Origin of the sequence: Falsiroseomonas sp. CW058 (assembly GCF_050563535.1) — a bacterium.
Taxonomy (GTDB): Bacteria; Pseudomonadota; Alphaproteobacteria; order Acetobacterales; family Acetobacteraceae; genus Falsiroseomonas.
The window spans coordinates 1-22,095 of sequence record NZ_JBNXUO010000013.1 but is presented as its reverse complement, the minus strand read 5'-3'; the positions used below and the strand labels follow the sequence as shown (position 1 = coordinate 22,095).

At 72.6% G+C, this 22,095-nt stretch carries 19 protein-coding genes, 1 tRNA gene and 1 pseudogene; 11 read left to right on the top strand and 10 right to left on the bottom strand.

The features are described 5' to 3' along the window. Positions 1-36: 36 nt before the first annotated feature. From ACK8OX_RS12290 to ACK8OX_RS12270, 5 genes are all read right to left on the bottom strand, one after another. The gene (locus tag ACK8OX_RS12290) at positions 37-939 is read right to left on the bottom strand and encodes a sulfotransferase domain-containing protein (RefSeq protein ID WP_430664391.1); all 903 of its coding nucleotides are present in this window, start codon (positions 937-939) and stop codon (positions 37-39) included. Positions 940-978: 39 nt separating this feature from the next. Next, the gene (locus tag ACK8OX_RS12285; protein WP_430664390.1) at positions 979-4,338 is read right to left on the bottom strand and encodes a glycosyltransferase; all 3,360 of its coding nucleotides are present in this window, start codon (positions 4,336-4,338) and stop codon (positions 979-981) included. A 185-nt stretch (positions 4,339-4,523) separates the two neighbouring features. Continuing rightward, a complete protein-coding gene (locus ACK8OX_RS12280; RefSeq protein ID WP_430664389.1) occupies positions 4,524-5,336 on the bottom strand; it encodes a hypothetical protein in 813 nt (270 codons plus the stop codon). A 299-nt stretch (positions 5,337-5,635) separates the two neighbouring features. Further along, positions 5,636-7,075, bottom strand: a complete 1,440-nt coding sequence (gene glnA, locus ACK8OX_RS12275) for a type I glutamate--ammonia ligase (protein WP_430664388.1) — start codon at positions 7,073-7,075, stop codon at positions 5,636-5,638. 211 nt (positions 7,076-7,286) lie between these two features. Further along, entirely contained in the window at positions 7,287-7,625 is a 339-nt protein-coding gene (locus ACK8OX_RS12270; RefSeq protein WP_430664387.1) for a P-II family nitrogen regulator, read from the bottom strand. A gap of 341 nt (positions 7,626-7,966) precedes the next feature. Between ACK8OX_RS12270 and ACK8OX_RS12265 the strand changes: the two genes are divergently transcribed. The 4 genes from ACK8OX_RS12265 to ACK8OX_RS12250 all read left to right on the top strand — a co-directional run bounded on the left by ACK8OX_RS12265 (position 7,967) and on the right by ACK8OX_RS12250 (position 11,281). Continuing rightward, positions 7,967-9,163 (top strand): aminotransferase, encoded by a 1,197-nt coding sequence (locus ACK8OX_RS12265; RefSeq protein ID WP_430664386.1) that lies wholly within the window; start codon positions 7,967-7,969, stop codon positions 9,161-9,163. A gap of 40 nt (positions 9,164-9,203) precedes the next feature. Next, a tRNA-His gene (locus ACK8OX_RS12260) sits at positions 9,204-9,279 on the top strand. Positions 9,280-9,418: 139 nt separating this feature from the next. Continuing rightward, positions 9,419-10,204 carry an SDR family NAD(P)-dependent oxidoreductase gene (locus ACK8OX_RS12255; RefSeq protein WP_430664384.1) on the top strand — a complete coding sequence of 262 codons (786 nt, stop codon included), beginning with the start codon at positions 9,419-9,421 and terminating at the stop codon, positions 10,202-10,204. A 264-nt stretch (positions 10,205-10,468) separates the two neighbouring features. Beyond that, complete coding sequence (locus ACK8OX_RS12250) at positions 10,469-11,281, top strand: aspartate dehydrogenase (protein ID WP_430664383.1); 813 nt, start codon at positions 10,469-10,471, stop codon at positions 11,279-11,281. Positions 11,282-11,317: 36 nt separating this feature from the next. Here the strand turns inward: ACK8OX_RS12250 and ACK8OX_RS12245 are convergent, their stop codons facing one another. The 4 genes from ACK8OX_RS12245 to ACK8OX_RS12230 are packed head-to-tail and all read right to left on the bottom strand — an operon-like array spanning position 11,318 to position 15,543. Next, complete coding sequence (locus ACK8OX_RS12245; protein ID WP_430664382.1) at positions 11,318-12,493, bottom strand: M20 aminoacylase family protein; 1,176 nt, start codon at positions 12,491-12,493, stop codon at positions 11,318-11,320. Next, positions 12,451-13,389, bottom strand: a complete 939-nt coding sequence (locus ACK8OX_RS12240; RefSeq protein WP_430664510.1) for an SDR family oxidoreductase — start codon at positions 13,387-13,389, stop codon at positions 12,451-12,453. Before ACK8OX_RS12240 ends, ACK8OX_RS12245 begins: the two co-directional genes overlap by 43 nt. A gap of 55 nt (positions 13,390-13,444) precedes the next feature. Next, positions 13,445-15,145, bottom strand: coding sequence for a dihydroxy-acid dehydratase (locus ACK8OX_RS12235; RefSeq protein WP_430664381.1), 1,701 nt, complete (start codon positions 15,143-15,145; stop codon positions 13,445-13,447). Next, complete coding sequence (locus tag ACK8OX_RS12230) at positions 15,142-15,543, bottom strand: hypothetical protein (protein WP_430664380.1); 402 nt, start codon at positions 15,541-15,543, stop codon at positions 15,142-15,144. The genes ACK8OX_RS12235 and ACK8OX_RS12230 overlap by 4 nt, the downstream gene beginning before the upstream one ends. Positions 15,544-15,730: 187 nt before the next feature. Here ACK8OX_RS12230 and rplM point away from each other — a divergent pair, with 187 nt between their 5' ends. From rplM to ACK8OX_RS12200, 6 genes are all read left to right on the top strand, one after another. Next, a complete protein-coding gene (gene rplM / locus ACK8OX_RS12225; protein WP_430664379.1) occupies positions 15,731-16,225 on the top strand; it encodes a 50S ribosomal protein L13 in 495 nt (164 codons plus the stop codon). Between the two features lie 2 nt (positions 16,226-16,227). Continuing rightward, positions 16,228-16,743, top strand: coding sequence for a 30S ribosomal protein S9 (gene rpsI / locus ACK8OX_RS12220; protein WP_430664378.1), 516 nt, complete (start codon positions 16,228-16,230; stop codon positions 16,741-16,743). A gap of 131 nt (positions 16,744-16,874) precedes the next feature. Further along, positions 16,875-17,837: an N-acetyl-gamma-glutamyl-phosphate reductase gene (argC, locus tag ACK8OX_RS12215; RefSeq protein ID WP_430664377.1), complete on the top strand. Its 963-nt coding sequence runs from the start codon at positions 16,875-16,877 to the stop codon at positions 17,835-17,837. A gap of 13 nt (positions 17,838-17,850) precedes the next feature. Beyond that, a complete protein-coding gene (locus tag ACK8OX_RS12210) occupies positions 17,851-18,405 on the top strand; it encodes a gamma carbonic anhydrase family protein (RefSeq protein WP_430664376.1) in 555 nt (184 codons plus the stop codon). Positions 18,406-18,469: 64 nt separating this feature from the next. Further along, positions 18,470-19,057 carry a hypothetical protein gene (locus tag ACK8OX_RS12205; protein WP_430664375.1) on the top strand — a complete coding sequence of 196 codons (588 nt, stop codon included), beginning with the start codon at positions 18,470-18,472 and terminating at the stop codon, positions 19,055-19,057. 59 nt (positions 19,058-19,116) lie between these two features. Continuing rightward, a complete protein-coding gene (locus ACK8OX_RS12200) occupies positions 19,117-19,746 on the top strand; it encodes a hypothetical protein (protein WP_430664374.1) in 630 nt (209 codons plus the stop codon). A gap of 75 nt (positions 19,747-19,821) precedes the next feature. Here the strand turns inward: ACK8OX_RS12200 and ACK8OX_RS12195 are convergent, their stop codons facing one another. Next, complete coding sequence (locus ACK8OX_RS12195; RefSeq protein WP_430664373.1) at positions 19,822-21,627, bottom strand: PHA/PHB synthase family protein; 1,806 nt, start codon at positions 21,625-21,627, stop codon at positions 19,822-19,824. A gap of 194 nt (positions 21,628-21,821) precedes the next feature. On the opposite strand from ACK8OX_RS12195, the pseudogene ACK8OX_RS12190 reads away from it, so the two are divergent. Continuing rightward, a pseudogene (locus ACK8OX_RS12190) lies at positions 21,822-22,095 on the top strand (hypothetical protein); the annotation flags it as partial.

Here is a 22,095-nt window from a genome sequence, read left to right as displayed (position 1 = left end):
GCGGCGGGCGCCCCCGCTCCGGGCGCCCGCCGGCCGTCAGTAGTAGTCGTAGAGCCGCATCGACTCGCGCAGGATGTTATTGAGCCGGCGGATGGCTTCCGGGCTCAGCTTGGCGCGGTGGTCGCCGGGGATGACGCGGCGGACGAAACGCTGCTTCTCCTCGGTGTTCGGCACCTCGTCCACAGTCTTCAGCAGCGCCTCCACCTGGCCGGGCGGCAGGCTCCAGCCGAAATGCTGCAGGATCTTGTGGATCATGCGCTTCTTCTGGAAGATGTATTCCTCGTAGCGCAGCTGCAGGCAGGTCGGGTCGTGCAGCATCGCGCCGAAGGCCAGCAGCGTGTTGTCGAAGCCCCGCGCATGCTTCAGCACATAGGTCTCGATGTCGGAGGCGAGCGCCTCCGCGCGCTTCTTCTCGAAATGCTCCGCCGCCTTCGCGCCCTTCTCCGTCTCGCGCGAGGGGAGGGAGTGGGAATAGGCGTCCGAGAAATACTGGCTGACCAGCGCGTCGCGCGGGTCGCGGAACATGAAGATCTTCTTCGCCGAGGCGAAGGCGGGCAGGGCGGCGAGGTTCGCCGGGAATGACCGGAAGCCGAGATAGACATTGCCCGGCGCGATCACCTCGGACAGGTCCGCCTTCATCCAGTCCGCCACCGTGAAGCCCTGCCGGAAGAAGGTGCCCGGCACGTCCACCGCGTTCACGTTGTTCCGCCGCGCCAGGTAGTGGACGATCTTGTGCAGCATGGTGCTGCCCGACTTGCGCACGCCGAGGCTGAAGACCGGCGGCGCGCCGCCCGCCGCGTCCTCGGCCACGCGGAAGACGAGCCGCCCGCCATCGCCGGCCGCGATCGCCACTTCGCGCGTCGGCACGTCGGCGGGCGCGCCGGGGCGGGCGGGGGGGGTGCGGGCGGGCTGGGGGCCGGGTTCGGCGGTGGACGTCATGCTGGTACCTCGGTCGGTCTGGAAGGGGCGGCGCCGGGCTCAGTCCCGGTTCGCCGCCGCGAAGATGTCGACATAGAGCCCCTGCGGCAGGATGGAGCCGAGCATCAGCGCCCAGACGCGCCATTCCTCGCGGTAGGTGCGGTCGAAGACGATGTCCCAGGGCTTCGGTCGGTCGAGGAAGTGCAGGATCAGCCCGTCCTCGATGTGGCCGTTGCGCTCCCGGCTCGGCCGCAGGAAGAAGTTGTAGCGGGGCGGCAGCGCCGCGACGCGGTCGCGGAAGGCGATGTTGAGCGCGCACTGGTCGTGGAAGACCAGGCGCTGCGGCTCCTTCTCCGACACGCGGATCGCCTCCTCGATCCCCGCGCGCAGTTCCGCGCTGTCGAAGCGCAGCAGCAGCACGCCGGAATTGAAGTAGGCGGTCGGGTCGAGGTCGTTGCGCGCCGCGGCGTTCGCGACGTCGAGCGAGTAGTCCTCCGTCGCCGCCGCGATCAGCTTGTCGCCGAGGTCGAGCCGGAACAGCCCCGACAGGTCGCCGCGGCAGATGGTGTCCGTGTCGATGTAGGCGGCGCGGCGGAAGGCGTGGCGGTCCAGCAGCCAGCGCGCGGCGTAGAGCCGGAAATATGCGGCGCGGGAGAGGTTGCCGCCCTGCGCGAAGAAGCCGTAGTCCACGCGGTGCTCGACCTCCCGCCCCAGGAAGTCGGCTTCCGGCACCACCTCCACCGGGCGGTTGAAGCGCGCGGCCACCATGGCGACCGACCCGTACCAGTGGCGTGGCACGTCCTTGTCGAGGAACACGAAGACCCGCCCGCCCACCTGCGGCGCCTGGCCGAGGAAGGAGCAGAGGAAGGTCAGCATCGACAGGAAGTAGCGCTGGTTGGTGCAGAGGAAGGTGCAGAGCTCCGCCTCCTCCTCCTCCGGCGGCTCGGTCCCCTGCAGCACCCAGCTGCTGCGGTAGCGCGCGCCCGCGCCGCCGCCCTGCATGTTGGTGGTCAGCGCCCGCGCGCTGCGGATGATGGCCAGGTCCTCGTTCACGAGCGACAGGAAGTCGCGCACCCCCGGCTCCTGCCGCGGCGCGGCCTCGCGGGCGGCGTCCAGCACCGCCTCGTGCAGCTCGGCCTTGCGGACCACGCGCATCGCCATGTGGACCGCCGCGCCGAAGTCGTGGCCCTTGGCGATGTGCGTGCGCAGCACGCGCCCGGCCTCGTCCCACCGCTTCAGCTCGCTCAGCAGCCGCAGGATGGTGATGCCTTCCCACTTGTCGAGGTCGGTGCCGCCGAAATGGCGCTGGTAGATCTCCTCCGCGCCGTCGGTGTTGTCGGCGTAGCAGTAGTATTCGAGCTTCCGCAGCAGGGTCTCGCGGCTCGTGCCGAAGGGGGTGCGGGCGATCTCCTCGAACAGCGCGCCCAGCTCGTCCCAGCGGCGGCTGTGCAGCAGGTGGTAGATGCGCGCCTGCACCACCGCGTTGCTGCGCAGGCCCTGCGCCTCGAGCAGGGCGTGGACGCGCCCCAGCAGCCGCCCGCGCGGCCCCACCGCGGCATCGCCCGGCACCGTCACGCGGAAGATCGCCTCCGCCAGCAGCCAGTCCGCCAGGTTGCGCGCCTCGGGGTGGTCCAGCATCGCATCCGCCGCCGCGGCGTCGCGGCGCCAGACGGCCAGCCGGAAGGCGGGCGCGAAGAGCTGCGGCGGCAGCGGCTCCGGCGCCGCGGCCAGCCGCGCCGCGGCCGCATCCAGCGCGTCGCTCTCGATCAGGCGGTTGAGCACGACCGCCTCCGCCACCGGCTCGGTGCCGGCCAGCGGGGGGATCCCGGCCAGCACCGCGGCGGCGCGCGCCTCGTCCCGCCGCAGGTGGTGGTAGCGGCTGAGCGCGACGCGCGCCCAGGTGCTGAGCCCGCCGGCCGTCGCCGCCTCCAGCTCCGCCGCATAGGGGGCGGCGGCCTCGACGTCGCGCCGGTCCAGCGCGCCTTCCAGCAGGCGCAGCACCACCAGCGTGCTGCGCACCCCGCGGGCGTGCAGCAGGCGGTAGACCACCTGCGCCTCCTCGGCGCGCATGCGTTCGTGCAGGGCGTGGTTCGCGGCCTCCAGGCGGCCCTCGATCTCGGTGCGCGTCGCGGCGTCCAGGTCGAAGGGCGTCTCCAGGAACACCGCCGCAGCACGGGCGGCGCCGGGCGCATCGCCCGCCAGGCCGCGCGCGATCGCCAACGTCAGCGCGGCGCGCGCGCGCAGGGGCGGGTCCGCGTCCAGCGCGTCCTGCGCCGCGGCCTCCACCGCGGCGCGCGCCGGGGGGGCCAATCCGCGCAGCAGCGCCTCGGTCCCGGCATGGCCGAGCCGCGCCACATCCGGCAGGCGCGTCGCCCCGGCCTCGGGCGGGGTTTCCGCCGGCGCCGCGACCAGGCCGAGTTCGCGCCGCAGCGCGACGAGCCACGCCCGCGCCTCGGCCGGCAGGGCGTCCTCCGCCGCCTCGAAGCGGGCGGAGGGGAGGAGCCCCTGCCGGAAGCCGATCGAGACGAAGTGCCGGTACAGGTCGCGCGCGCCGGCGGCGCCGCTGGCGGCGGCGTAGTGGGCGCGGTCGAACCAGGGGTTCGGCGCATGCGCGTCGCGATGCGCCAGGTAGTGCGCCAGCGCCGCTGCGCCGGGCGGCGTGGCGTGCGCCGCGGCGTACCAGGCCTCGTCGAAATGCGGGCCGGGCAGCCTGCCGGCCCCTTCGCGGATGGCATGCAGCAGCGCCCCCGCGGGCGTGGGCAGCCCCGCCGCGGCGGCGTAGCGGGACGGGTCGAAATAGAAGCTGGGCCGCGCGCCCGCGGCCTCGCCCCGCCGGATGTAGTCCAGCAGCGGCGGCATGCCCGGGTCGAACCGGGCGCCTTCGGCCGCGCGGTACCACTCGGCGTCGAACAGGCCGGACCCTTCGATCGCGAGGTAGTCGTTGACGTAGCGGAAGGGCGGGATCAGGTCGCCGGCGGGCGCGCCGAGCGCGAGGCGCGCGATCTCGCCCAGCTTCAGCGGGTCGCACACCACGGGCACCACCGCGCCCGTGGCCGCGACCACGACCTCGACCGGCGCGTCGGGCGCGGCATCGGCCAGTTCCCTCAGCGCCGCCCGGTCGAAGCGGCTCCAGCCGATGATGAAGCCGCACTGCGTCAGCCGCCCGACCACTGCGTCGATGTCCGGCCGGTCCATGATGCAGGGGGCCTCGGCCAGGACACGGCCGCCGGAACGCGCCTGCAGCCGCAGCGGCAGGCCGGGGCTCGCTGTGTCCAGCGCCCAGCCGCGCAGCCCGCAATGGGGCTCAAGGTGGTCGACCGCGCCCGCATAGCGCTGCCGTTCGTTCGCGATGTAGGGCAGCACCCGCTCGGCCGGGCCGGGCACGCGCCGGCCGGCCGCGACCGTCAGATCATCCGGCATGGTGCCGCCTCGGGATCACGATGTTGTGATGGAAGGGGTGAGAGCTGCCCGTCGGACCCTGCGGGGACCGCGCGCGACGTCCAGTCCAGCACGCAGGGTGGAACATACCGGGTCTTGTTCAATCATTCGGGGCGCCGACAGACATGTGCCAGCCCGGGCCATGATGCAAGCGGAAAGGCCATGCCTCATGCCCCGTGCGGAGCATATCCGAACAGGCGGAGCTCCTCGGCGAGGATGCCGTCCAGGGCGTCGATGGTGGCGGGGTCCAGCTTCTCCCGGTGGTCGCCCGGGACGACCTTGCGGACGAAGCGCGTCGGGTTCTCCTCCGCCGGGATCACGTCCGCCCAGCCGAGGATGAGGCTGATCTGGTGGTCCGTCGCCGTCCAGCCGAAATGCTCGCAGAGGTCGCGCAGGAAGGCGCCCTTGTCGATGATCGCGCTCTCGTAGCGGTACAGCTTCAGGTTGGGGTTGCCGAGGAAGGGGCGGTATTCGCGCAGCGTCTCCCGCAGGGCCGGCGCCATGCGGCGCACATATTCCGCCACCGGCGCGCGCAGCGCGGTCGCGCGCTGCTCCAGCATCAGGTCGCGCGCCTCGCCCCCGGCCGGGACCGAATGGGAATAGGCGTTGGAGAAATACTCGCTCACCAGCGCGTCGCGCGGGTCGCGCACCAGCAGCGCCGCCCGCCCCGCGCGCAGCAGCGGATGGCCGGCGATGGCAAGCGGCGCGTTGCGGAAGCCGCCATAGAGGTTGCCGCCCGCCAGCAGCGCCCCCATGCCCGGGTCGCGCTGCCAGGCCGGCACGGCGACGCCCGTCTCGAACAGCTTTCCCGCCACGTCCACGTAGTTGACGCCGTTCATCCCAGCCAGCGCCGCGCCCATCGCGTTCATGATGGAGCTGCCGGACTTGCGCACGCCGAACAGGAACCAGGCGGGGCGCGGATCGTCGCGCCGGATCCCGAAGGACGCCCCTGCGAAGGTCAGGGTGGCGAGATCGGGCATCGAGCCATTCTCCGTTGCCGCGCGGGCTCGTCGCCGCGTGGCCATTGATCCGTCAGGCCGCCTGCATGATCCGCCCCGATGGGTGACGGCCGGGATCCGGCGGGGCCGGATGGCGGCGGGGGGCGACGCAGCGGCCGCGCCGGACCCTGCGGGCCGCACGATATTCCCGCCCAGGCCGCGCGATCAAGCCATGCGCCGGGGGCGTACAGGCAAGGGGGCCGGGCCGCGACCCCTGTCGCGACCCGGCCCCTGGCGAGGAGAGGCCCGGCGCCTGCGCGCCGGGCCGGATGCCGCCCGGTTCAGACCGAGTAGTACATCTCGAACTCGACCGGGTGCGGGGTGTGCTCGAACTTGTACACCTCGGACCACTTCAGCTCGATGTAGCTCTCGATCTGGTCCTTCGAGAACACGTCGCCGGCCAGCAGGAAGTCGTGGTCGGCGGCAAGGGCGCCGAGCGCCTCGCGCAGGCTGCCGCACACCGTCGGGATGCCCTTCAGCTCCTCCGGCGGCAGGTCGTACAGGTCCTTGTCCATGGCGTCGCCGGGATGGATCTTGTTCTTGATGCCATCGAGGCCCGCCATCAGCATCGCCGCGAAGGCGAGGTAGGGGTTCGCGCCCGGATCGGGGAAGCGCACCTCGACGCGCTTGGCCTTCGGGCTCGTCGCATAGGGGATGCGGCAGGAGGCGGAGCGGTTGCGGGCCGAATAGGCCAGCAGCACCGGCGCCTCGAAGCCCGGGATCAGGCGCTTGTAGGAATTGGTGGTCGGGTTGGTGAAGGCGTTCAGCGCCTTGGCGTGCTTGATGATGCCGCCGATGTAGTAGAGCGCCATCTCGCTGAGGTCGGCATAGCCGTTGCCCGCGAAGACCGGCTTGCCGGCCTTCCAGATCGACTGGTGCACATGCATGCCGCTGCCGTTGTCGCCGTAGATCGGCTTCGGCATGAAGGTCGCGGTCTTGCCGTAGCTGTGCGCCACGTTGTGCACGCAGTACTTGTAGATCTGCATGTGGTCGGCCTGCTGCACCAGCGGGCCGAACTTGGTGCCGAGTTCATGCTGGGACTGCGCCACCTCGTGGTGGTGCTTCTCGATCGCCAGGCCCATCTCGCCCATGGTCGACAGCATCTCGGCGCGCAGGTCGCTCTCGCTGTCCACGGGGGGCACCGGGAAGTAGCCGCCCTTGACCACCGGGCGATGGCCCATGTTGCCCTCGGGGTAGTCCTTCATGCTGGCGCCCGGCCCCTCGACGCTGTCGAGGCTGTAGTGGCCGAAATTGCCGCCCGTGCCGAACTTCACGCTGTCGAACACGAAGAACTCGGCCTCGGGGCCGAAGAAGGCCGTGTCGCCGATGCCGGTGGACTTCAGGTAGGCCTCGGCGCGCTTGGCCGTGCTGCGCGGGTCGCGCGAGTACATCTGGCCCGTCGACGGCTCCACGATGTCGCAGAACAGGATCATCTGCGGCTTGGCCGAGAAGGGATCCATCACCGCGGTCGCGGCATCCGGCATCAGGATCATGTCGGACTCGTTGATCGCCTTCCAGCCGGCGATGGACGAGCCGTCGAACATGATCCCGTCCGTGAACATGTCCTCCTCCATGGTGGAGACATGCTGCGCGGTGTGGTGCCACTTGCCGCGCGGATCGGTGAAGCGGAAATCGACGTACTCGACGCTGTGCTCCTTGATCATCTCCATGACCTTGGAGACGGCGGCGCTGGCGCCCCCGGATGCCGGCTTCTTCGCCATCGTGTGCGGTCCTGTTCCCCTGCTCGTCCCGGTCCAGATGCCGCGGGGCGGGGACCGGTCCCCTGCCTCGCGCCCGGTGCCGCCGCGTCCCCCTCGGGGCCCATCGGCGATCCGGCCAGCCGTCCGCGGCGCAAGCGCCGCCCCGGCCCGTTTCCACCCCCGCGCCATGCGGGGGCGTGAAAATCCCGCGGCCCCGGCGGGGCCGCGTGGGCTACACCGCTTCCTCGCCGCGCTCCCCGGTGCGGATGCGGATCACCTCCTGCACGTCGCTGACGAAGATCTTGCCGTCGCCGATCCGGCCCGTGCGCGCAGCGGTGGTGATCGCCTCGATCGCGCGCTCGGCCAGCTCGTCCGGGCAGACCACCTCGATCTTCACCTTCGGCAGGAAGTCCACGACGTATTCGGCGCCGCGATAGAGCTCGGTATGGCCCTTCTGCCGCCCGAAGCCCTTCGCCTCCACCACGGTGAGGCCCTGCAGCCCGATCTCGTGCAGCGCGTCCTTCACCTCGTCGAGCTTGAAGGGCTTGATGATCGCTTCGATCTTCTTCATCGGCTCCGTGCTCCGCCCGCCGGCCGCATGGCCCGCGCGCCGTCCCTCCCCGGAAGTCCAGGCGTCGGGGCCTGCCCCCGCGCCACGCCGCCCCGGCCCGATGCTGCGCGCCGTCCGTCACCCGGCTGCCGCATCTCCGGGCCACCCGGTCGCGCGGCGTCGTTTTGCATGGGGCGTGCCAGCCCGGCAACGCCGCGCGCCGCGGTTTCTCGCGGCCTCGCGACACGGACCGCACTTTTTTTGTGCAAACAGCACGTTTGTTGGGCGTCGGGGTGCCGGGCCGTTGCGCCGCCCGCCTCGCCCCGCCAATATCCGCGCCCCCTGACGCCCCGGACACCCCCGTGAAGCCCCAGAACGACCTGCTCTCCGCCACCGGCACCACCATCTTCACCGTCATGTCGGCGCTCGCGGTCGAGCACGGCGCGATCAACCTCGGCCAGGGCTTCCCCGACTATGACGGCCCGCCGGACGTGATCCACGCCGCCGCCGCCGCCCTGCTCGACGGCCGCAACCAGTATCCCCCGATGACCGGCAGCCCGGAGCTGCGCCAGGCCGTCGCCGCCGCGAATCGCCGCTTCTACGGGATCGAGGTCGACCCGGATGCCGAGGTCGTCGTCACCTCCGGCGCGACGGAGGCGATCACCGCCTGCCTGATGGCCGTCCTGAACCCCGGCGACGAATGCGTGCTGATCGAGCCGCTCTACGACACCTACCTGCCGGTGGTGAAGCTTCTCGGCGCCGTGCCGAAGCTGGTGCGCCTGAGCCCGCCGAGGTGGGAATTGCCGCGCGCCGAGCTTGCGGCCGCCTTCGGGCCGAAGACCAAGGCCATCCTGCTCAACACGCCGATGAACCCGGCCGGCAAGGTCTTCACCGCCGCCGAGCTCGCCTTCGTCGCCGAACTGCTGCAGCGCCATGACTGCTACGCGGTCTGCGACGAGGTGTACGAGCACCTGACCTTCGACGGCTGGAAGCACATCCCGCTGATGACCCTGCCCGGGATGCGCGAACGCTGCATGCGGGTCGGCTCGGCCGGCAAGACCTTCAGCCTGACGGGCTGGAAGATCGGCTACGTCACCTGCGACCGCAGCCTCGCGCCCAACGTCGCCAAGGCGCACCAGAACCTCACCTTCACGACCCCGCCCAACCTCCAGCGCGGCGTCGCCGTCGGGCTCGCGAAGGACGACGCCTATTTCGCGGGACTGTCCGCCGCGCTGCAGGCCAAGCGCGACCGGCTGGGCGAGGGGCTGGCGCGGCTCGGCTTCGGGGTGCTGCCGACGCAGGGGAGCTACTTCATCACCGCCGATTTCCGCCCCCTCGGCTTCGCCGGCGACGACGTGGCCTTCTGCCGCGCCCTGACGGTGGAGGCGAAGGTCACCGCCATCCCGGTCACCGCCTTCTTCGCCGGCCCCGACGCGCCCAACCACTATGCCCGCTTCGCCTTCTGCAAGGGCGACGCGGTGCTGGACGCGGCGCTGGAGCGGATGGGCCGCTGGATCGAGGGGCGGCGGGCAGGGGCGGTGCGCGCCGCGGCCGGTTGACGCCACCACCCCCTCTGGCCTACATGCCGCCCCCTGTGCGGCGGCCTTAGCTCAGTTGGTAGAGCGCCAGGTTGTGGTCTTGGATGTCACGGGTTCGAGTCCCGTAGGTCGCCCCACTCCCCCCACCCCCGATGGCATGCGCCGCAGCTGGCGGCGCAGCGGTGCGGCCTCGTGCAGGGCGGGGCGGGCCCGGCCCTGCGGTGGTGCGCCACGCCGCATGCCCCTATCCTCCCGCGGCAATCCTGGGGGGAAACCATGCAAGTCCGTCTCGATGGCCGCACCGCGCTGATCACCGGCGGCTCCAAGGGCCTCGGCCGCGCCATCGCCGAGCATTTCGTGGAAGCCGGCGCCGCCGTCGCCATCGTCGCCCGCAACCAGTCGGCGCTGGATGCCGCGAAGGCCGGGATCGCCGGCCGTTTCCAGGGCGCGCGCATCGCCACCGTCGCCGCCGATGTCAGCACTGCGGAGGGCTGCGAAGGCGCCGCGCGGCAGGCGGTGGCCGAACTCGGGCCGGTGGACATCCTGGTGAACAACGCCGGCACCAGCCAGCGCGCGCCCTTCCTGCAGGTGGACGACGCGCTGTGGCAGGCGGATCTCGACCTCAAGCTGTTCGCCGCCATCCGCCTGACGCGCGCGGTCTGGCCGGGCATGGCGGAGCGCCGCTGGGGCCGCGTCATCAACGTGCTGAACACCGGCGCGAAGGCGCCCCCCGCCGGCGGCGCGCCCACCGCCGTCTCCCGCGCCGCCGGGATGGCGCTGACCAAGGTTCTGGCCGGGGAAGGGGCGCCGCACGGCATCCTGGTGAACGCCATGCTGGTCGGCATCATCGAGAGCGACCAGTGGGTGCAGCGCCACGCGAAGGACCCGCGCGGCCTGTCGTGGGAGGAGTGGAAGGCCGAGCAGGGCCGCGGCGTCCCGCTCGGCCGCATCGGCAGGGCGGAGGAATTCGCGGCCCTCGCCACGCTGCTCGCCTCCGACAAGGGCGGCTACATCACCGGCACCGCGATCAACGTCGATGGCGGGCGCAGCCCGGTGGTGTGATGCCGAACGGCTTCGTCGGCGGTCCGATGCCGCCCGGCGTTCTTCATGCCGGGCGAGCCGCCGGATGGCGGCCGCGGCAGCTGCCGCGAAGCCGAGGCCGCGGATGCGGCCGCCCGGCGCTTGAGGGGGCGGGAATGCGTCAGCAGTCACGCCGGCCCGCATGATGCCGCCGCGCGCAGGGGGTGGGAAGCGCCTGCGCGCCATGCTAGCCCGCCCCTTTCCCGCCGCAGCCGCGGCGGCGGCTTCGCCTGGGGGTGCTGTCCAATGTCGCGTGAACTGACCGTCGGGATCGCCGGGCTCGGCGCCATCGGGCTGCACCTGGCGCGTGCGCTCGATGCCGGGGTGGAGGGGCTGCGCCTGCATTCCGTCGCGGCGCGAGACCATGCGAAGGCGCGCGCCAACCTCGCCGGCTTCCGCGCCACGCCCCCCATCGTGGGCCTGGCCGCGCTGGCCGAGGCCGACATCGTGGTGGAAGCCGCGCCGGCCTCCGTCTTCGAGGAGGTGGCGACCGCTGCCATCGCGCGCGGGCGGATCTTCGTCCCCTCCTCCGTCGGCGCGCTGCTGCCGCGGATGCACCTGGTGGAGGAGGCGCGGCGGACCGGCGCGCGCATCGTCGTGCCGACGGGCGCGCTGCTCGGCCTCGATGCCGTGCGCGCCGCGGCGGAAGGGGAGGTCGCGTCCGTCACCATCGAGACGCGCAAGCCCCCGCGCGGCCTGGTGGGCGCGCCGCACCTCGAGAAGCACGGGATCGACGTGATGGCGGTGACCGGCGCGCCGCTGCTGGTCTTCAAGGGCAACGCCTTCGACGCCGCGCAGGGCTTCCCCGCCAATGTCAACGTCGCCGCCGCCCTGGCGCTGGCCGGCATCGGCCCGCAGCGCACGACGGTCGAGATCTGGGCCGACCCGGGCGTCACGCGCAACACCCACACCATCCGCGTGGACGCCGCCGCCGCGCGCCTGACCATGACGATCGAGAACGTGCCGAGCGAGGAGAACCCCCGCACCGGCAGGATCACGCCGCTGTCGATCCTGGCCTGCCTGCGCGGGCTGACGAGCACGCTGAAGGTCGGAAGCTGAGCACCGGGGGGCGGTGCCCCCCGGCCGGCCGCCGCGCTATCCGCGCCGCAGCACCGTCTCCGCCAGGGTGGCGAACCAGGACGCGCCGATGGGCAGGATCGCGTCGTTGAAATCGTATCTCGGGTGGTGGACCATCGCGTCCCCCTCGCCCGTGCCGCCGCCGAGGAACAGGTAGGCGCCTGGCTTCTCGTTCAGCATGAAGGAGAAGTCCTCGCCCCCCATGGTGGGCTGCGGCAGCGGGCGCGCGCGGGCTTCCCCCACCACCGCGGCGGCGGCGCGGGCGGCGATGCCGGTGCTCTCCGCCTCGTTCACCGTCGCGGGATAGGCGCGGGTGAAGCTGCATTCGGCCGTCGCGCCCATCGCGGAGGCGATGCCGGTGACGATGGCCTTGAACTTCCCCTCCAGCAGGTCGCCCACCTCCGGCAGGAACCAGCGCGCGGTGCCGCGCAGCGCGACGCTTTCCGGGATGACGTTGAAGGTGTGGCCGCCTTCCATGTGCGCGATGGTGACCACGCCCGCCTCCAGCGGGTTCACGTTGCGCGCGACGATGCTCTGCAGCGCGGTGACGACGTGGGACGCGATCAGGATGGGATCGACGCCGTTGTGCGGCATGGCGCCATGCGCGCCGCGGCCGGTGATCCGCGCCTCCAGGTTCGCCACCGCCGCCATCACCGGGCCGGGCGCGTGCAGGAAGACGCCTTCCGGCGCGCCGGGCCAGTTGTGCAGGCCGAAGATGCGGTCCATCGGGAAGCGGTCGAACAGGCCTTCCTTCACCATCACCTCGCCGCCCGCCAGGTTCTCCTCGGCGGGCTGGAAGACGAGGTAGACGGTGCCGTCGAAGTTGCGCGTCTCCGCCAGGTATTTCGCGGCGCCGAGCAGCATGGTCGTGTGCCCGTCATGGCCGCAGGCATGCATCTTCCCCGGCGTCTTCGAGGCGTAGGGCTTGCCCGTCTGCTCCTCGATCGGCAGCGCGTCCATGTCCGCGCGGAAGCCGACCGCGCGCGACGATGCGCCCTGGCCGCGGATCACGCCGACCACGCCGGTCCGCGCGAGGCCGGTCACCACCTCGTCGCAGCCGAATTCGCGCAGCTTCGCGGCGACGATGCCGGCGGTCCGCACCTCCTCGAAGCCGAGTTCGGGGTGTTCGTGGAAGTCCCGCCGCCAGGCGGTCATCTCGGGATGGAATTCGGCAATTCGGTTGATGACGGGCATGTCGGGGCCTCCGCCGGGTGTTCGGCGGCTGTGTGCGGCGGGGCGGGCGGGGATGCAAGGGGCGACGCGCCGAAGGTCAGCGCCAGGCCGCGCTCCAGCGGCATCCCCGTCACGCCGAGTTCCCGTCGCATCGGCCCGACATCGAAGGCCTTGTCCTCCAGCAGGCGGCGGATCTCGTCGCCGCGGATCCGCGGCAGGCCGGGCAGCAGCCGCGCCAGCGGCGCCAGCGCCCGCAGCAGCGCGCCCGGCAGCGGCACCACGGGCGGCGGCCGCAGCCCGGCGGCGCGCGCCACGGCGGCGGTGAAGTCGCGATAGGGCAGGGGCGCCGGCCCCGCCACCACCAGCGCCCGCGCCGCGTCCCATTCGCGCGCCAGCGCCGCCAGGATGCAGCGCGTCAGGTCCGCCTGGTGGATCGGCTGCACCAGCGCCCGCCCGCCGCCCGGCAGCGGCGCCACGGGCAGGTGGCGCAGCAGCGCCGCCAGGCGCTGCACGTTGTCCTCCCCCGTCGCGCCGTAGATCATCGTCGGGTGCAGCATGACGCCCCGCCGGTCCGAGCCGAGGAAGGCGGCCTCCCCCGCGCGCACCCCATCCCCATGCGCGTCCCGCCAGCGGGAATGGCGCCGGGTTGAGCCGAGCAGGATGAGCTTCGCCGCCGGTGGCGCGGCGGCAAGCAGCGCCGGCGTGTGGCGGGCATGGGCACAGTTCACGATCGCCGTCGCGCCGGCCACGGCCCGCGCCAGGCCCTCCGGCTGCGTCAGGTCGCCCGGCCGGCCGGAGACCGGGATTCCGCAGGCCCGCCAGCGCGACAGGTCGCGCGCCACCGGCCGGAAGGGCAGGCCCGCCGCATGCAGCGCGCGGCACAGCTCCGCCCCCGTGCGGCCCGAGGCTCCGATGATGACGAGCGTTGTCCCGACCTCCCGCCGCCATCCCCGGAACCGGGGGCGGGGCGGCTCAGCCCTCCGGCGGTCGCAGGAACGCTAGATCGGCGCCGAGCGGCGCCTGCGTCACCTGTTCGTGAACCAGCCGGTCCCAGCCGCGTGCGGGCGCGGGGGCGGGCGTCCAGGCGGCGCGGCGGCGCGCAAGCTCCGCCTCCTCCACCAGCAGGTCGAGCCGGCGGTCGCGCACCGACAGGCGGATGCGGTCGCCCGTCTCGGCCAGCGCCAGCGGCCCGCCCACCGCCGCCTCGGGCGAGACATGCAGCACGATGGTGCCGAAGGCGGTGCCGGACATCCGGCAGTCGCTGATCCGCACCATGTCCTTCACGCCTGCCCGCGCCAGCTTCTTCGGGATGGGAAGATACCCCGCCTCCGGCATCCCCGCCGGGCTGCGCGGGCCCGCGCCCTTCAGCACCAGGATGTCCGCCGCCGTCACGTCGAGCGCGGGGTCGTCGATCCGCCGCGCCAGATCCTCGAGCCCGTCGAAGACGATGCAGCGTGCCTCCGTCTCGAACAGGGCGGGGGTGGCGGCGCTGCGCTTCAGGATGGCGCCGTCGGGGGCGAGGCTGCCGCGCAGCGTCACGATCCCGCCCACCGGGCTGACGGGTGCCGCGCGGGCGCGGATGTAGCGGCGGTCCACGAAGTGCCGCCCGTCGCCGATCCGCTCGGCGAGCGTCACGCCGTCGAGGTCGGGCGTGCCGGGATGCAGCAGGTCGCGCAGTTCCCACAGCAGGGCGCGCATGCCGCCCGCGGCATGGAAATCCTCCATGTAGCCCTCGCCGGTGGGCTTCAGGTCCACCAGCACCGGCGTCTCCTCGCTCAGCGCGTCGAGCCGGGCGAGGTCGAGCGCGAGCCCCGCGCGCCCGGCGATGGCGGCCAGGTGGACGACGGCGTTGGTGGATCCGCCGAGCGCCAGCAGCACACGCGCGGCGTTCTCCACGCTCTCCCGCGTGACCAGCGCGGCGGGGGCGACCGGCTTCGCGATCAGCCGCACCGCCTGCGCGCCCGCCTCCTCGGCCATGCGCAGCCGGTCGGCATGGACCGCCGGCGCGCTCGCCGCGTCCAGCGGCATGAAGCCGAGCGTGGCGGCGATGCAGGCCATGGTGCTGGCCGTGCCCATCACGCCGCAGGTGCCCGCGGTGGTGGCGAGCTTGCCCTCGATCTCGCCGATGCGGGCCTCGTCCACCTCGCCCGCGCGGTATTTCGCCCAGTAGCGGCGGCAGTCGGTGCAGGCGGACAGGCGCTCGCCCTCGAAGCTCTGCGCCAGCATCGGGCCGGTGACGAGCATCACGCTCGGGATGCCCGCGCTGACCGCGGCCATCAGCTGCGCGGGGACGGTCTTGTCGCAGCCGCCGACCAGCACGGCGGCGTCCATCGGCTGCGCCGCCAGCATCGCCTCGGTATCGAGCGCCATGAGGTTGCGGTAGTGCATGGAGCAGGGGCTGAGCGAGGGCTCGCAGAGGCTGACGGTCGGGAAGGCCAGCGGCAGGCCGCCCGCCGCCAGCACGCCGCGCTTCACCGCCTCCACCAGTTCGGGCGCGGTGCGGTGGCAGTTGTTGTAGTCGCTGCCGGTGTCGGCGATGCCGACCACGGGCTTGTCCAGCATCGCCTGCGAATAGCCCATCGACTTGGCGAAGGACCGGCGGAGGTAGAGCGCGAAGTCGCGGTCGCCGTAGTTCGAGGTGTTGCGGCGCAGGCCGAGGGGGAGGTCGGTCACTTGCGCTGCCCTCCCGGTGCGCCCTGCACCACGCCGCCGCGGGTCGAGGCGCGCAGCGCGGTCATCAGGGCGGAGACGGTGCCATCCACCTGCGCGTAGCGGTCGGCGGCGCCGACGACGAAGGCGAAGCGCCCGTCGGGCGTGCAATAGATGGTGTAGAGCGTGTCCGAGGCCTGGCCCTGCGGCGCGATCCCCTCGCCCCAGGCGGCGTTCGGCGTGGTGCGCAGGAAGCGCAGCCCCGCCGCGACGATGGCGGCACGGCCATGCTCGATGCAGGCCGCGAGCGTGGTGCCGGGCGGCAGCGGCTCGTGGTTCAGCGCGATCCCGGTGGCCTTTCCGGGCAGGGGGGCGAGCGCCCCGAGGATGCAGGCCAGGGCGGCCATCGCGGGGCGGCGCATGCGGGTCTCCGTCGTCTCGGGACGGGGACGATAGCAGCGTGGCGGCGCGGCGGAAGCCCGGCGCGGCGCCTCGCGCAGGGTGCCGGTAGCATGATACCACAGCCCCGGACCCGGGGCTTTCGCTTGACTTCCGCGCCCCCCGCCCCGATAAGGCCGGCCACGTTCAACCCGGACGACCGGAACGAAGATGCTGACGAGAGAGACCCGCTCGCTGAAGCCGGCGGAGGTTCAGAAGGGATGGGTGCTGATCGACGCGGAGGGCCTCGTGCTCGGCCGCCTCGCGGTGCTCATCGCCAACCGCCTGCGCGGCAAGGGCAAGCCGCAATTCACCCCGCATGTCGATTGCGGCGACCATGTCGTCGTCATCAACGCGAAGAAGGTGCGCGTCACCGGCCAGAAGGCGGAGCAGTCCGTCTTCTACTGGCACACCGGCTATCCCGGCGGCATCAAGGGCCGCACCGTGCGGGAACGGCTTGAGAGCGCGCACCCCGAGCGCGTGATCGAGAAGGCGGTGGAACGCATGATCACCCGCGGCCCGCTCGGCCGGCGCCAGATGCGCAACCTGCATGTCTATGCGGGGCCCGAGCATCCGCACGGCGGCAACACGCCCGCGTCGCTCGACGTGGCCGCGCTGAACCGCAAGAACGTCGCCTCGGGCGGCGCCACCAACAAGGCGATCTGAGCATGAGCGAGCAGACCTCCTCGCCGCGTACCGGCGGCTCGCTGGCCGAGCTGAAGGACCTGGTGAACGCCGCCGGCGGCCCCGCCGCCGCCGCGCCCGCCGAAGCCATGCGCGAGCCGAAGCGCGATGCGCTTGGCCGGTCCTACGCCACCGGCAAGCGCAAGAACGCCGTCGCCCGCGTGTGGGTGAAGCCCGGCAAGGGCAACATGGAGATCAACGGCAAGACCGCGTCGAAGTATTTCGCGCGCCCGGTCCTGCGCATGCTGATCAACCAGCCCTTCCTGGTGGCCGACCGCTACCAGCAGTTCGACGTCTTTGCGACGGTGGTCGGCGGCGGCCTGTCCGGCCAGGCCGGCGCGCTGCGCCACGGCATCTCCCGCGCGCTCACCTACTACGAGCCGGCGCTGCGCCCGATCCTGAAGAAGGCCGGCTTCCTGACGCGCGACCCCCGCGTGGTCGAGCGGAAGAAGTACGGCAAGGCCAAGGCCCGACGTTCCTTCCAGTTCTCCAAGCGCTGACGCCGGGCGGACCGGGCGTCGCGCCCGGCCGCATGGCTGCGATACCAGGGGGGCGGGTCCGCAAGGGCCCGCCCCTCTTGCTTTTCCGGGGCCGCTGCCGCCCCCATCTGTGTGGCGAGAGGACAACGACCATGCCCAAGGGACCCATCCCGAGCGTCTTCATCGATGGCGAGGCCGGAACCACCGGCCTGCAGATCCGCGAACGCCTGGCGCGCTTCCCGGGCCTGGCGCTGCGTTCCATCCCCGACGCGCTCCGCAAGGACCCCGCCGCCAAGCGCGCGCTGATGGCGGAAGTGGACCTGGTGGTGCTCTGCCTGCCCGACGACGCCGCGAAGGACAGCGCGGCCATGGCCGCCTCCCTCGGCGCCGACGCCCCGAAGCTGATCGACGCCTCGACCGCGCACCGCGTCCACCCGGACTGGGTCTACGGCTTCGCCGAGTTGTCGCCGGCGCAGGAAGACGCCATCCGCGGCGCCGCGCGCGTCGCCAATCCCGGCTGCTACCCGACCGGCGGCATCGCCCTGCTGCGCCCGCTGGTGGAAGCCGGGATCCTGCCGCCCGACTACCCCGTCACAGTCAACGCCGTGTCCGGCTACAGCGGCGGCGGCAAGTCCATGATCGCGGAGTTCGAGCCCGCGCGCACCGCGCCGCCCTTCTTCCTCTATGGCCTGACGCTGGAACACAAGCACCTGGCGGAGATGCAGCACTATTCCGGCCTGTCGCGCCGGCCGATCTTCGTCCCCTCCGTCGGCGACTTCGCGCAGGGCATGCTGGTCAGCGTGCCGCTGCACCTCGACCTGCTGTCGGGCGCGCCGAAGCCGGCGGCGCTGGAGGAATGCCTGCGCGCCGCCTATGCGCGCTCCGCCTGGGTGCGGGTCGAGGCGGCGGACCCGAAGGCGCGACTTGCGCCCGAGGAGCTGAACGGCTCCAACTGGCTCGAACTCCGCGTCTACGGGAACGAGGCGCGCGGCCAGGCGGTGCTGGTCGCGAAGCTCGACAACCTCGGCAAGGGCGCATCCGGCGCGGCGGTGCAGAACATCGGGCTGATGCTCGGTGTCGATGTCGCGCCGGCGCTGCCGCTCGCCGCCGAATAAGGGGAGGACCACCTTGGACGACCTGCACCCGCCGCGCGCCCGCGGCCCGGTCCTGCCCTTCGAGGGCAAGCTGCCGGTGATCCACCCCGAGGCCTGGGTCGCGCCCACCGCCGTGGTGATCGGCGATGTCGAGATCGGGGCCGACAGCTCCGTCTGGTACCACTGCGTCCTGCGCGGCGACACCAACGTCATGCGCATCGGCGCGCGCACCAACATCCAGGACGGCTCCATCCTGCACCTGAATGCGGGGGCGGAGCCGCTGATCATCGGCGACGACGTGACCATCGGCCATGCCTGCATCGTCCATGCCTGCACGCTGAAGGACCGCGCCTTCGTCGGCATGGGCGCCACCGTGCTGGACCGCGCGGTGATCGAGGAAGGCGGCATGCTCGGCGCGGGCGGCGTGCTGCCGCCCGGCAAGCGCATCGGCCCGAACGAGCTGTGGATGGGCAACCCCGCGAAGCTGGTCCGCGTGATGGAGCCGGAGGAGCGCGCGCGCTTCGACCGCACCGCGCCGAACTACGTCGCGCTGTCGAAGCGCCACCGAGCCAGCCTCGCGGGAGGTTGACGGCCAGCGCCAGCCTGCGGGCGGGGCGGGTGGCACGTTGGGTCCGGTGACGAAGGAACCCGCCATGCCCCTTCCCCCCCGCACCGCCCTGCCGCGCCGCACCGCCCTGCTGCTGCCGGCGCTGATCGCCGGCTGCGCCGCCCTTCCCGCGCGTGAGGAGGCGACGCTGCCCCTCCCCGTGCAGCGGCCGCGCGGGCCGGAGCCGACGCCGGAGATCATCCTGGCTGCGCAGCGGGCCTTCGTCGATCCGGGCCGGCTGGCCGGCAACCCCGCCGCCGCGGCGGAGGCGCTGTGGCAGCTTGAATACCTGGCCGCCGTGATGGGGCGTGGCGGGCCGGCGCGGGATCTTGACCCGCGCGCGGCCATCCCGCTGCGGCGCGGCCGGGCGGAGGCGCGCGCCGCGCTCGGCCTGCGCGCCGATGCCCCGCCGCAGGCCGCGGTGGATGCGCTGCACGCCGCCGCCACGGCGCTGCGTTCGGGGGACCGCGCCCGCGCGGCCGCCGCCCTCGCGACCCTCGGCGCGGGGGGGGATGCGGTGGACCGCCTGGGCCGGCTGCCGCCCCTGCCCGCGGCGCGGGAGGGGACGGAGGCCGCCTGGGTGGCGCTGCAGCGTCGCGAACCGCTCTTCTTCCGCACCCATGACGTCGATTGAGGCGATGGGGGGTTGAGTCCCGGCCCTCTTGCCGCCAAGGCTGGCGGCCGGAGGGTTCCATGCGCCTGGTGACGCTGCTCTGCTGTCTGACGCTGGCCGCGGGCTGCGCGGAGATGCGCACGCCGCCCGCCTCGGCCCGCATCCCGCCCGCGCTTGCGCCCGGGGCGATCGACCCGGTGCGGCAGATGCTGGCCGAGGCCGCCGCCGCCTTCGCCGATGGCGGGCGGTCCATGCTGGGCGACCCCGCGCGCCTGGCGCGCGCCGCGGCGCAGCTGGAACTGGTGACCGCCGAACTGGCGCGCGACACGCGCTGGGCGCCGCTGCCGGCCGGCGTCAACCTTGAGATGCGGGCCGCCCGCACCGAAATCCGCGCCGCCCTCGGCACCCGCGCGGGGGCCGATCCGGATGCGGTGGCGCGCGCGCTGGCAGCCGCGCAGGCGGCGCTTGCCCGCGGCGACAGGGCGGCGGCCGCGGCGGCGCTCGACCCCGCGCTGTTCGAGCCGGGGGGGAATGTCGTGCTGGCGCGGCTGGCCAATCCCGGCCCGCTGCCGCAGGCCCGCATCGCCACCGCGCTGGCGCAGACCGAGGCGACGGGGCTGGCCGAATCGCGCCTCGGCGGCCTCACCGGTGCGCTCGACCCGGATGCGATGCTGCTCGACCCGCGGCCGGGGATGCGCTTCGGACGATAGGGCGGCCGTTCCCGGCCATACGGAACGGCCTTGCCGGCGATCCGATGGCGGCCGGCGTTCCTCACGCCGGGCGCATCAGTCCTTCGCCTGCACTTTCACGTACTCGCCCGGCGCGTCGCAGATCGGCGCCAGCGCGCCGTCGCCCGGGGTCCGGGCCGGCACCGTCGCCTTGTCGAGCCCGCCGACCCAGCGCTGCCAGTCCGGCCACCAGGACCCGGCGAGTTCTGTCGCGCCCTTGAACCAGTCCTCAGGGTCGGGGGGCAGGTCCTCGTTCACCCAGTGGCTGTATTTCCCGCTTTCCGGCGGGTTCACCACACCGGCGATGTGCCCCGACGCCGCCAGCACGAAGCGCACCTTGCCGCCATAGACCTGCGTGCCGCGATAGGTGGACTTCCAGGGCGCGATGTGGTCCTCCCGCGTCGAGATCATGTAGGTCGGCACCTTGATCTTCCGCAGGTCGAGCGCGACGCCGTCGAGCTCGATCGCGCCGGGCTTAACCAGGTCGTTCGCCTGGTACATCCGCCGCAGGTAGAAGCTGTGCATCCGCGCCGGCATGCGCGTGCTGTCGTCGTTCCAGTAGAGCAGGTCGAAGGGGAAGGGCTCCTGCCCCAGCAGGTAGTTGTTCACCACGAAGGACCAGATCAGGTCGTTGGCGCGGAGCATGTTGAAGGTGGTCGCCATCTCGCGCCCCTCCAGGAAGCCGCGCTTCGACATCTTCTCCTCGAGGCCCTGCAGCTGTTCCTCGTCGATGAAGACGCCAAGCTCCCCCGCCTCCTCGAAGTCCGTCATGGTGACGAAGTAGGTGGCGGAGCGGATGCGGTTGTCCTTCCGCGCCGCCATGTGCGCCAGCGTGCAGGCCAGCAGCGTGCCGCCCAGGCAATAGCCGATGGCGTTGATCGTCTTCTCCCCCGTCGCCTTCTCGATGGCGTCGAGCGCGGCATAGGGGCCTTCGCGCATGTAGTCGTCGAAGCCCTTCTCCGCCAGCTTCTCGTCCGGGTTCACCCAGGAGCAGACGAAGACCGTGTGGCCCTGCTCCACCGCCCAGCGGATGAAGCTGTTCTTCGGCCGCAGGTCGAGGATGTAGAACTTGTTGATCCAGGGCGGCAGGATCAGCAGCGGGCGCTTCAGCACCGTCTCGGTGGCCGGCGCGTACTGGATCAGCTCCATCAGGTCGTTGCGATAGACCACCTTGCCCGGCGTGACCGCGATGTTCTCGCCGACCTTGAACTTGCTGTCGTCGGTCATGCGGATGCGCAGCTGCCCGCGCCCGCGCTCGAGGTCGGCGAGAAGGTTCGACAGGCCCTTCAGCAGGTTCTCGCCGCCCGTCTCGGCGGTGCGGCGCAGGACCTCGGGGTTGGTCATCAGGAAGTTGGACGGGCTCATCGCGTCGACGAATTGCCGCGTGTAGAAGTCCACCTTCTGCGCCGTCTTCTGGTCCAGCCCCTCGGCGCCCTGCACCACGTTGGTGAAGAAGCGCGCCGACAGCAGGTAGGACTGGCGGATGAAGTCGAAGACCTCGTTCTCCCGCCAGGCATCGTCCTTGAAGCGGCGGTCGCCCTTCGGCTCCTCGATCACCGGGCCGACGGGTTCGCCCATCATGCGCCGCGCGGTGTTCTGCCACAGCGTCAGGTAGTCCTGCCAGAAGCCGATCTGCGCCTGCATCAGCCGCGCGGGATTGGTCATCAGCCGCGTCGTCATTTCCATGAAGGCGGAACCGATGTTCAGCGGGTCGGGTCCCTTGGCGCCGGATTCCGCCTGGCGCTTCAGGAAATCCGCCACGATGCGCTGCCCGCGCTCCGCGACATCGGCCATGGTGCGGGAGACGACGGCAGGGTCCGGCAGGCGGAAGCTGGTCTTGTCGCCGTTCTGGTCCTGCGCCATGCGCGTCCCGTCCTCAACCGAAGTATTGCGCGAAGCATTGCGGCCCTGTCACGGGGAAGGGGATCGGCCCGCCGAAGGCTGCCACTCGGCGCTTCCGCCGGCCTGCCGTTCGGGCTAACCCTCGACCCGCGAAGGATTGGGAAGCCATGCGCCCGCGTGCCGGACATCACGGGACCCCCAGGCAAGGTATGGGCTTGCGCGCGGGGGATCAAGCACGCGCCCGGCGGGCGCTGGCCGCGCTCGGCCTGTTCGCCGCGCTCGGCGGCTGCGCCGCGGTGCACCCCGACCTCGACGTGGCACGCATGGTCGGCAACGTCTTCGGCGCGCATCTGGAGGGGCGGGAGCCGCCGCCCGGCCTCGACCAGCCCTGGCCCAACCTGGCGAGCGTGCCGGCCCGCCCCGTGCCGCCGGACCCGGCGACGCGCGCCGCCATCTCCGGCGGCCTCGCGGCCGACCGGGAGAGGTCGC

Coding starts and splice junctions, on each gene's coding strand:
- ACK8OX_RS12290 (WP_430664391.1), bottom strand. CDS start 939: ATGACGTCCACCGCCGAACCCGGCCCCCAGCCCGCCCGCACCCCCCCC.
- ACK8OX_RS12285 (WP_430664390.1), bottom strand. CDS start 4,338: ATGCCGGATGATCTGACGGTCGCGGCCGGCCGGCGCGTGCCCGGCCCG.
- ACK8OX_RS12280 (WP_430664389.1), bottom strand. CDS start 5,336: ATGCCCGATCTCGCCACCCTGACCTTCGCAGGGGCGTCCTTCGGGATC.
- glnA (WP_430664388.1), bottom strand. CDS start 7,075: ATGGCGAAGAAGCCGGCATCCGGGGGCGCCAGCGCCGCCGTCTCCAAG.
- ACK8OX_RS12270 (WP_430664387.1), bottom strand. CDS start 7,625: ATGAAGAAGATCGAAGCGATCATCAAGCCCTTCAAGCTCGACGAGGTG.
- ACK8OX_RS12255 (WP_430664384.1), top strand. CDS start 9,419: ATGCAAGTCCGTCTCGATGGCCGCACCGCGCTGATCACCGGCGGCTCC.
- ACK8OX_RS12250 (WP_430664383.1), top strand. CDS start 10,469: ATGTCGCGTGAACTGACCGTCGGGATCGCCGGGCTCGGCGCCATCGGG.
- ACK8OX_RS12245 (WP_430664382.1), bottom strand. CDS start 12,493: ATGCCCGTCATCAACCGAATTGCCGAATTCCATCCCGAGATGACCGCC.
- ACK8OX_RS12230 (WP_430664380.1), bottom strand. CDS start 15,543: ATGCGCCGCCCCGCGATGGCCGCCCTGGCCTGCATCCTCGGGGCGCTC.
- rplM (WP_430664379.1), top strand. CDS start 15,731: ATGCTGACGAGAGAGACCCGCTCGCTGAAGCCGGCGGAGGTTCAGAAG.
- rpsI (WP_430664378.1), top strand. CDS start 16,228: ATGAGCGAGCAGACCTCCTCGCCGCGTACCGGCGGCTCGCTGGCCGAG.
- argC (WP_430664377.1), top strand. CDS start 16,875: ATGCCCAAGGGACCCATCCCGAGCGTCTTCATCGATGGCGAGGCCGGA.
- ACK8OX_RS12205 (WP_430664375.1), top strand. CDS start 18,470: ATGCCCCTTCCCCCCCGCACCGCCCTGCCGCGCCGCACCGCCCTGCTG.
- ACK8OX_RS12200 (WP_430664374.1), top strand. CDS start 19,117: ATGCGCCTGGTGACGCTGCTCTGCTGTCTGACGCTGGCCGCGGGCTGC.
- ACK8OX_RS12195 (WP_430664373.1), bottom strand. CDS start 21,627: ATGGCGCAGGACCAGAACGGCGACAAGACCAGCTTCCGCCTGCCGGAC.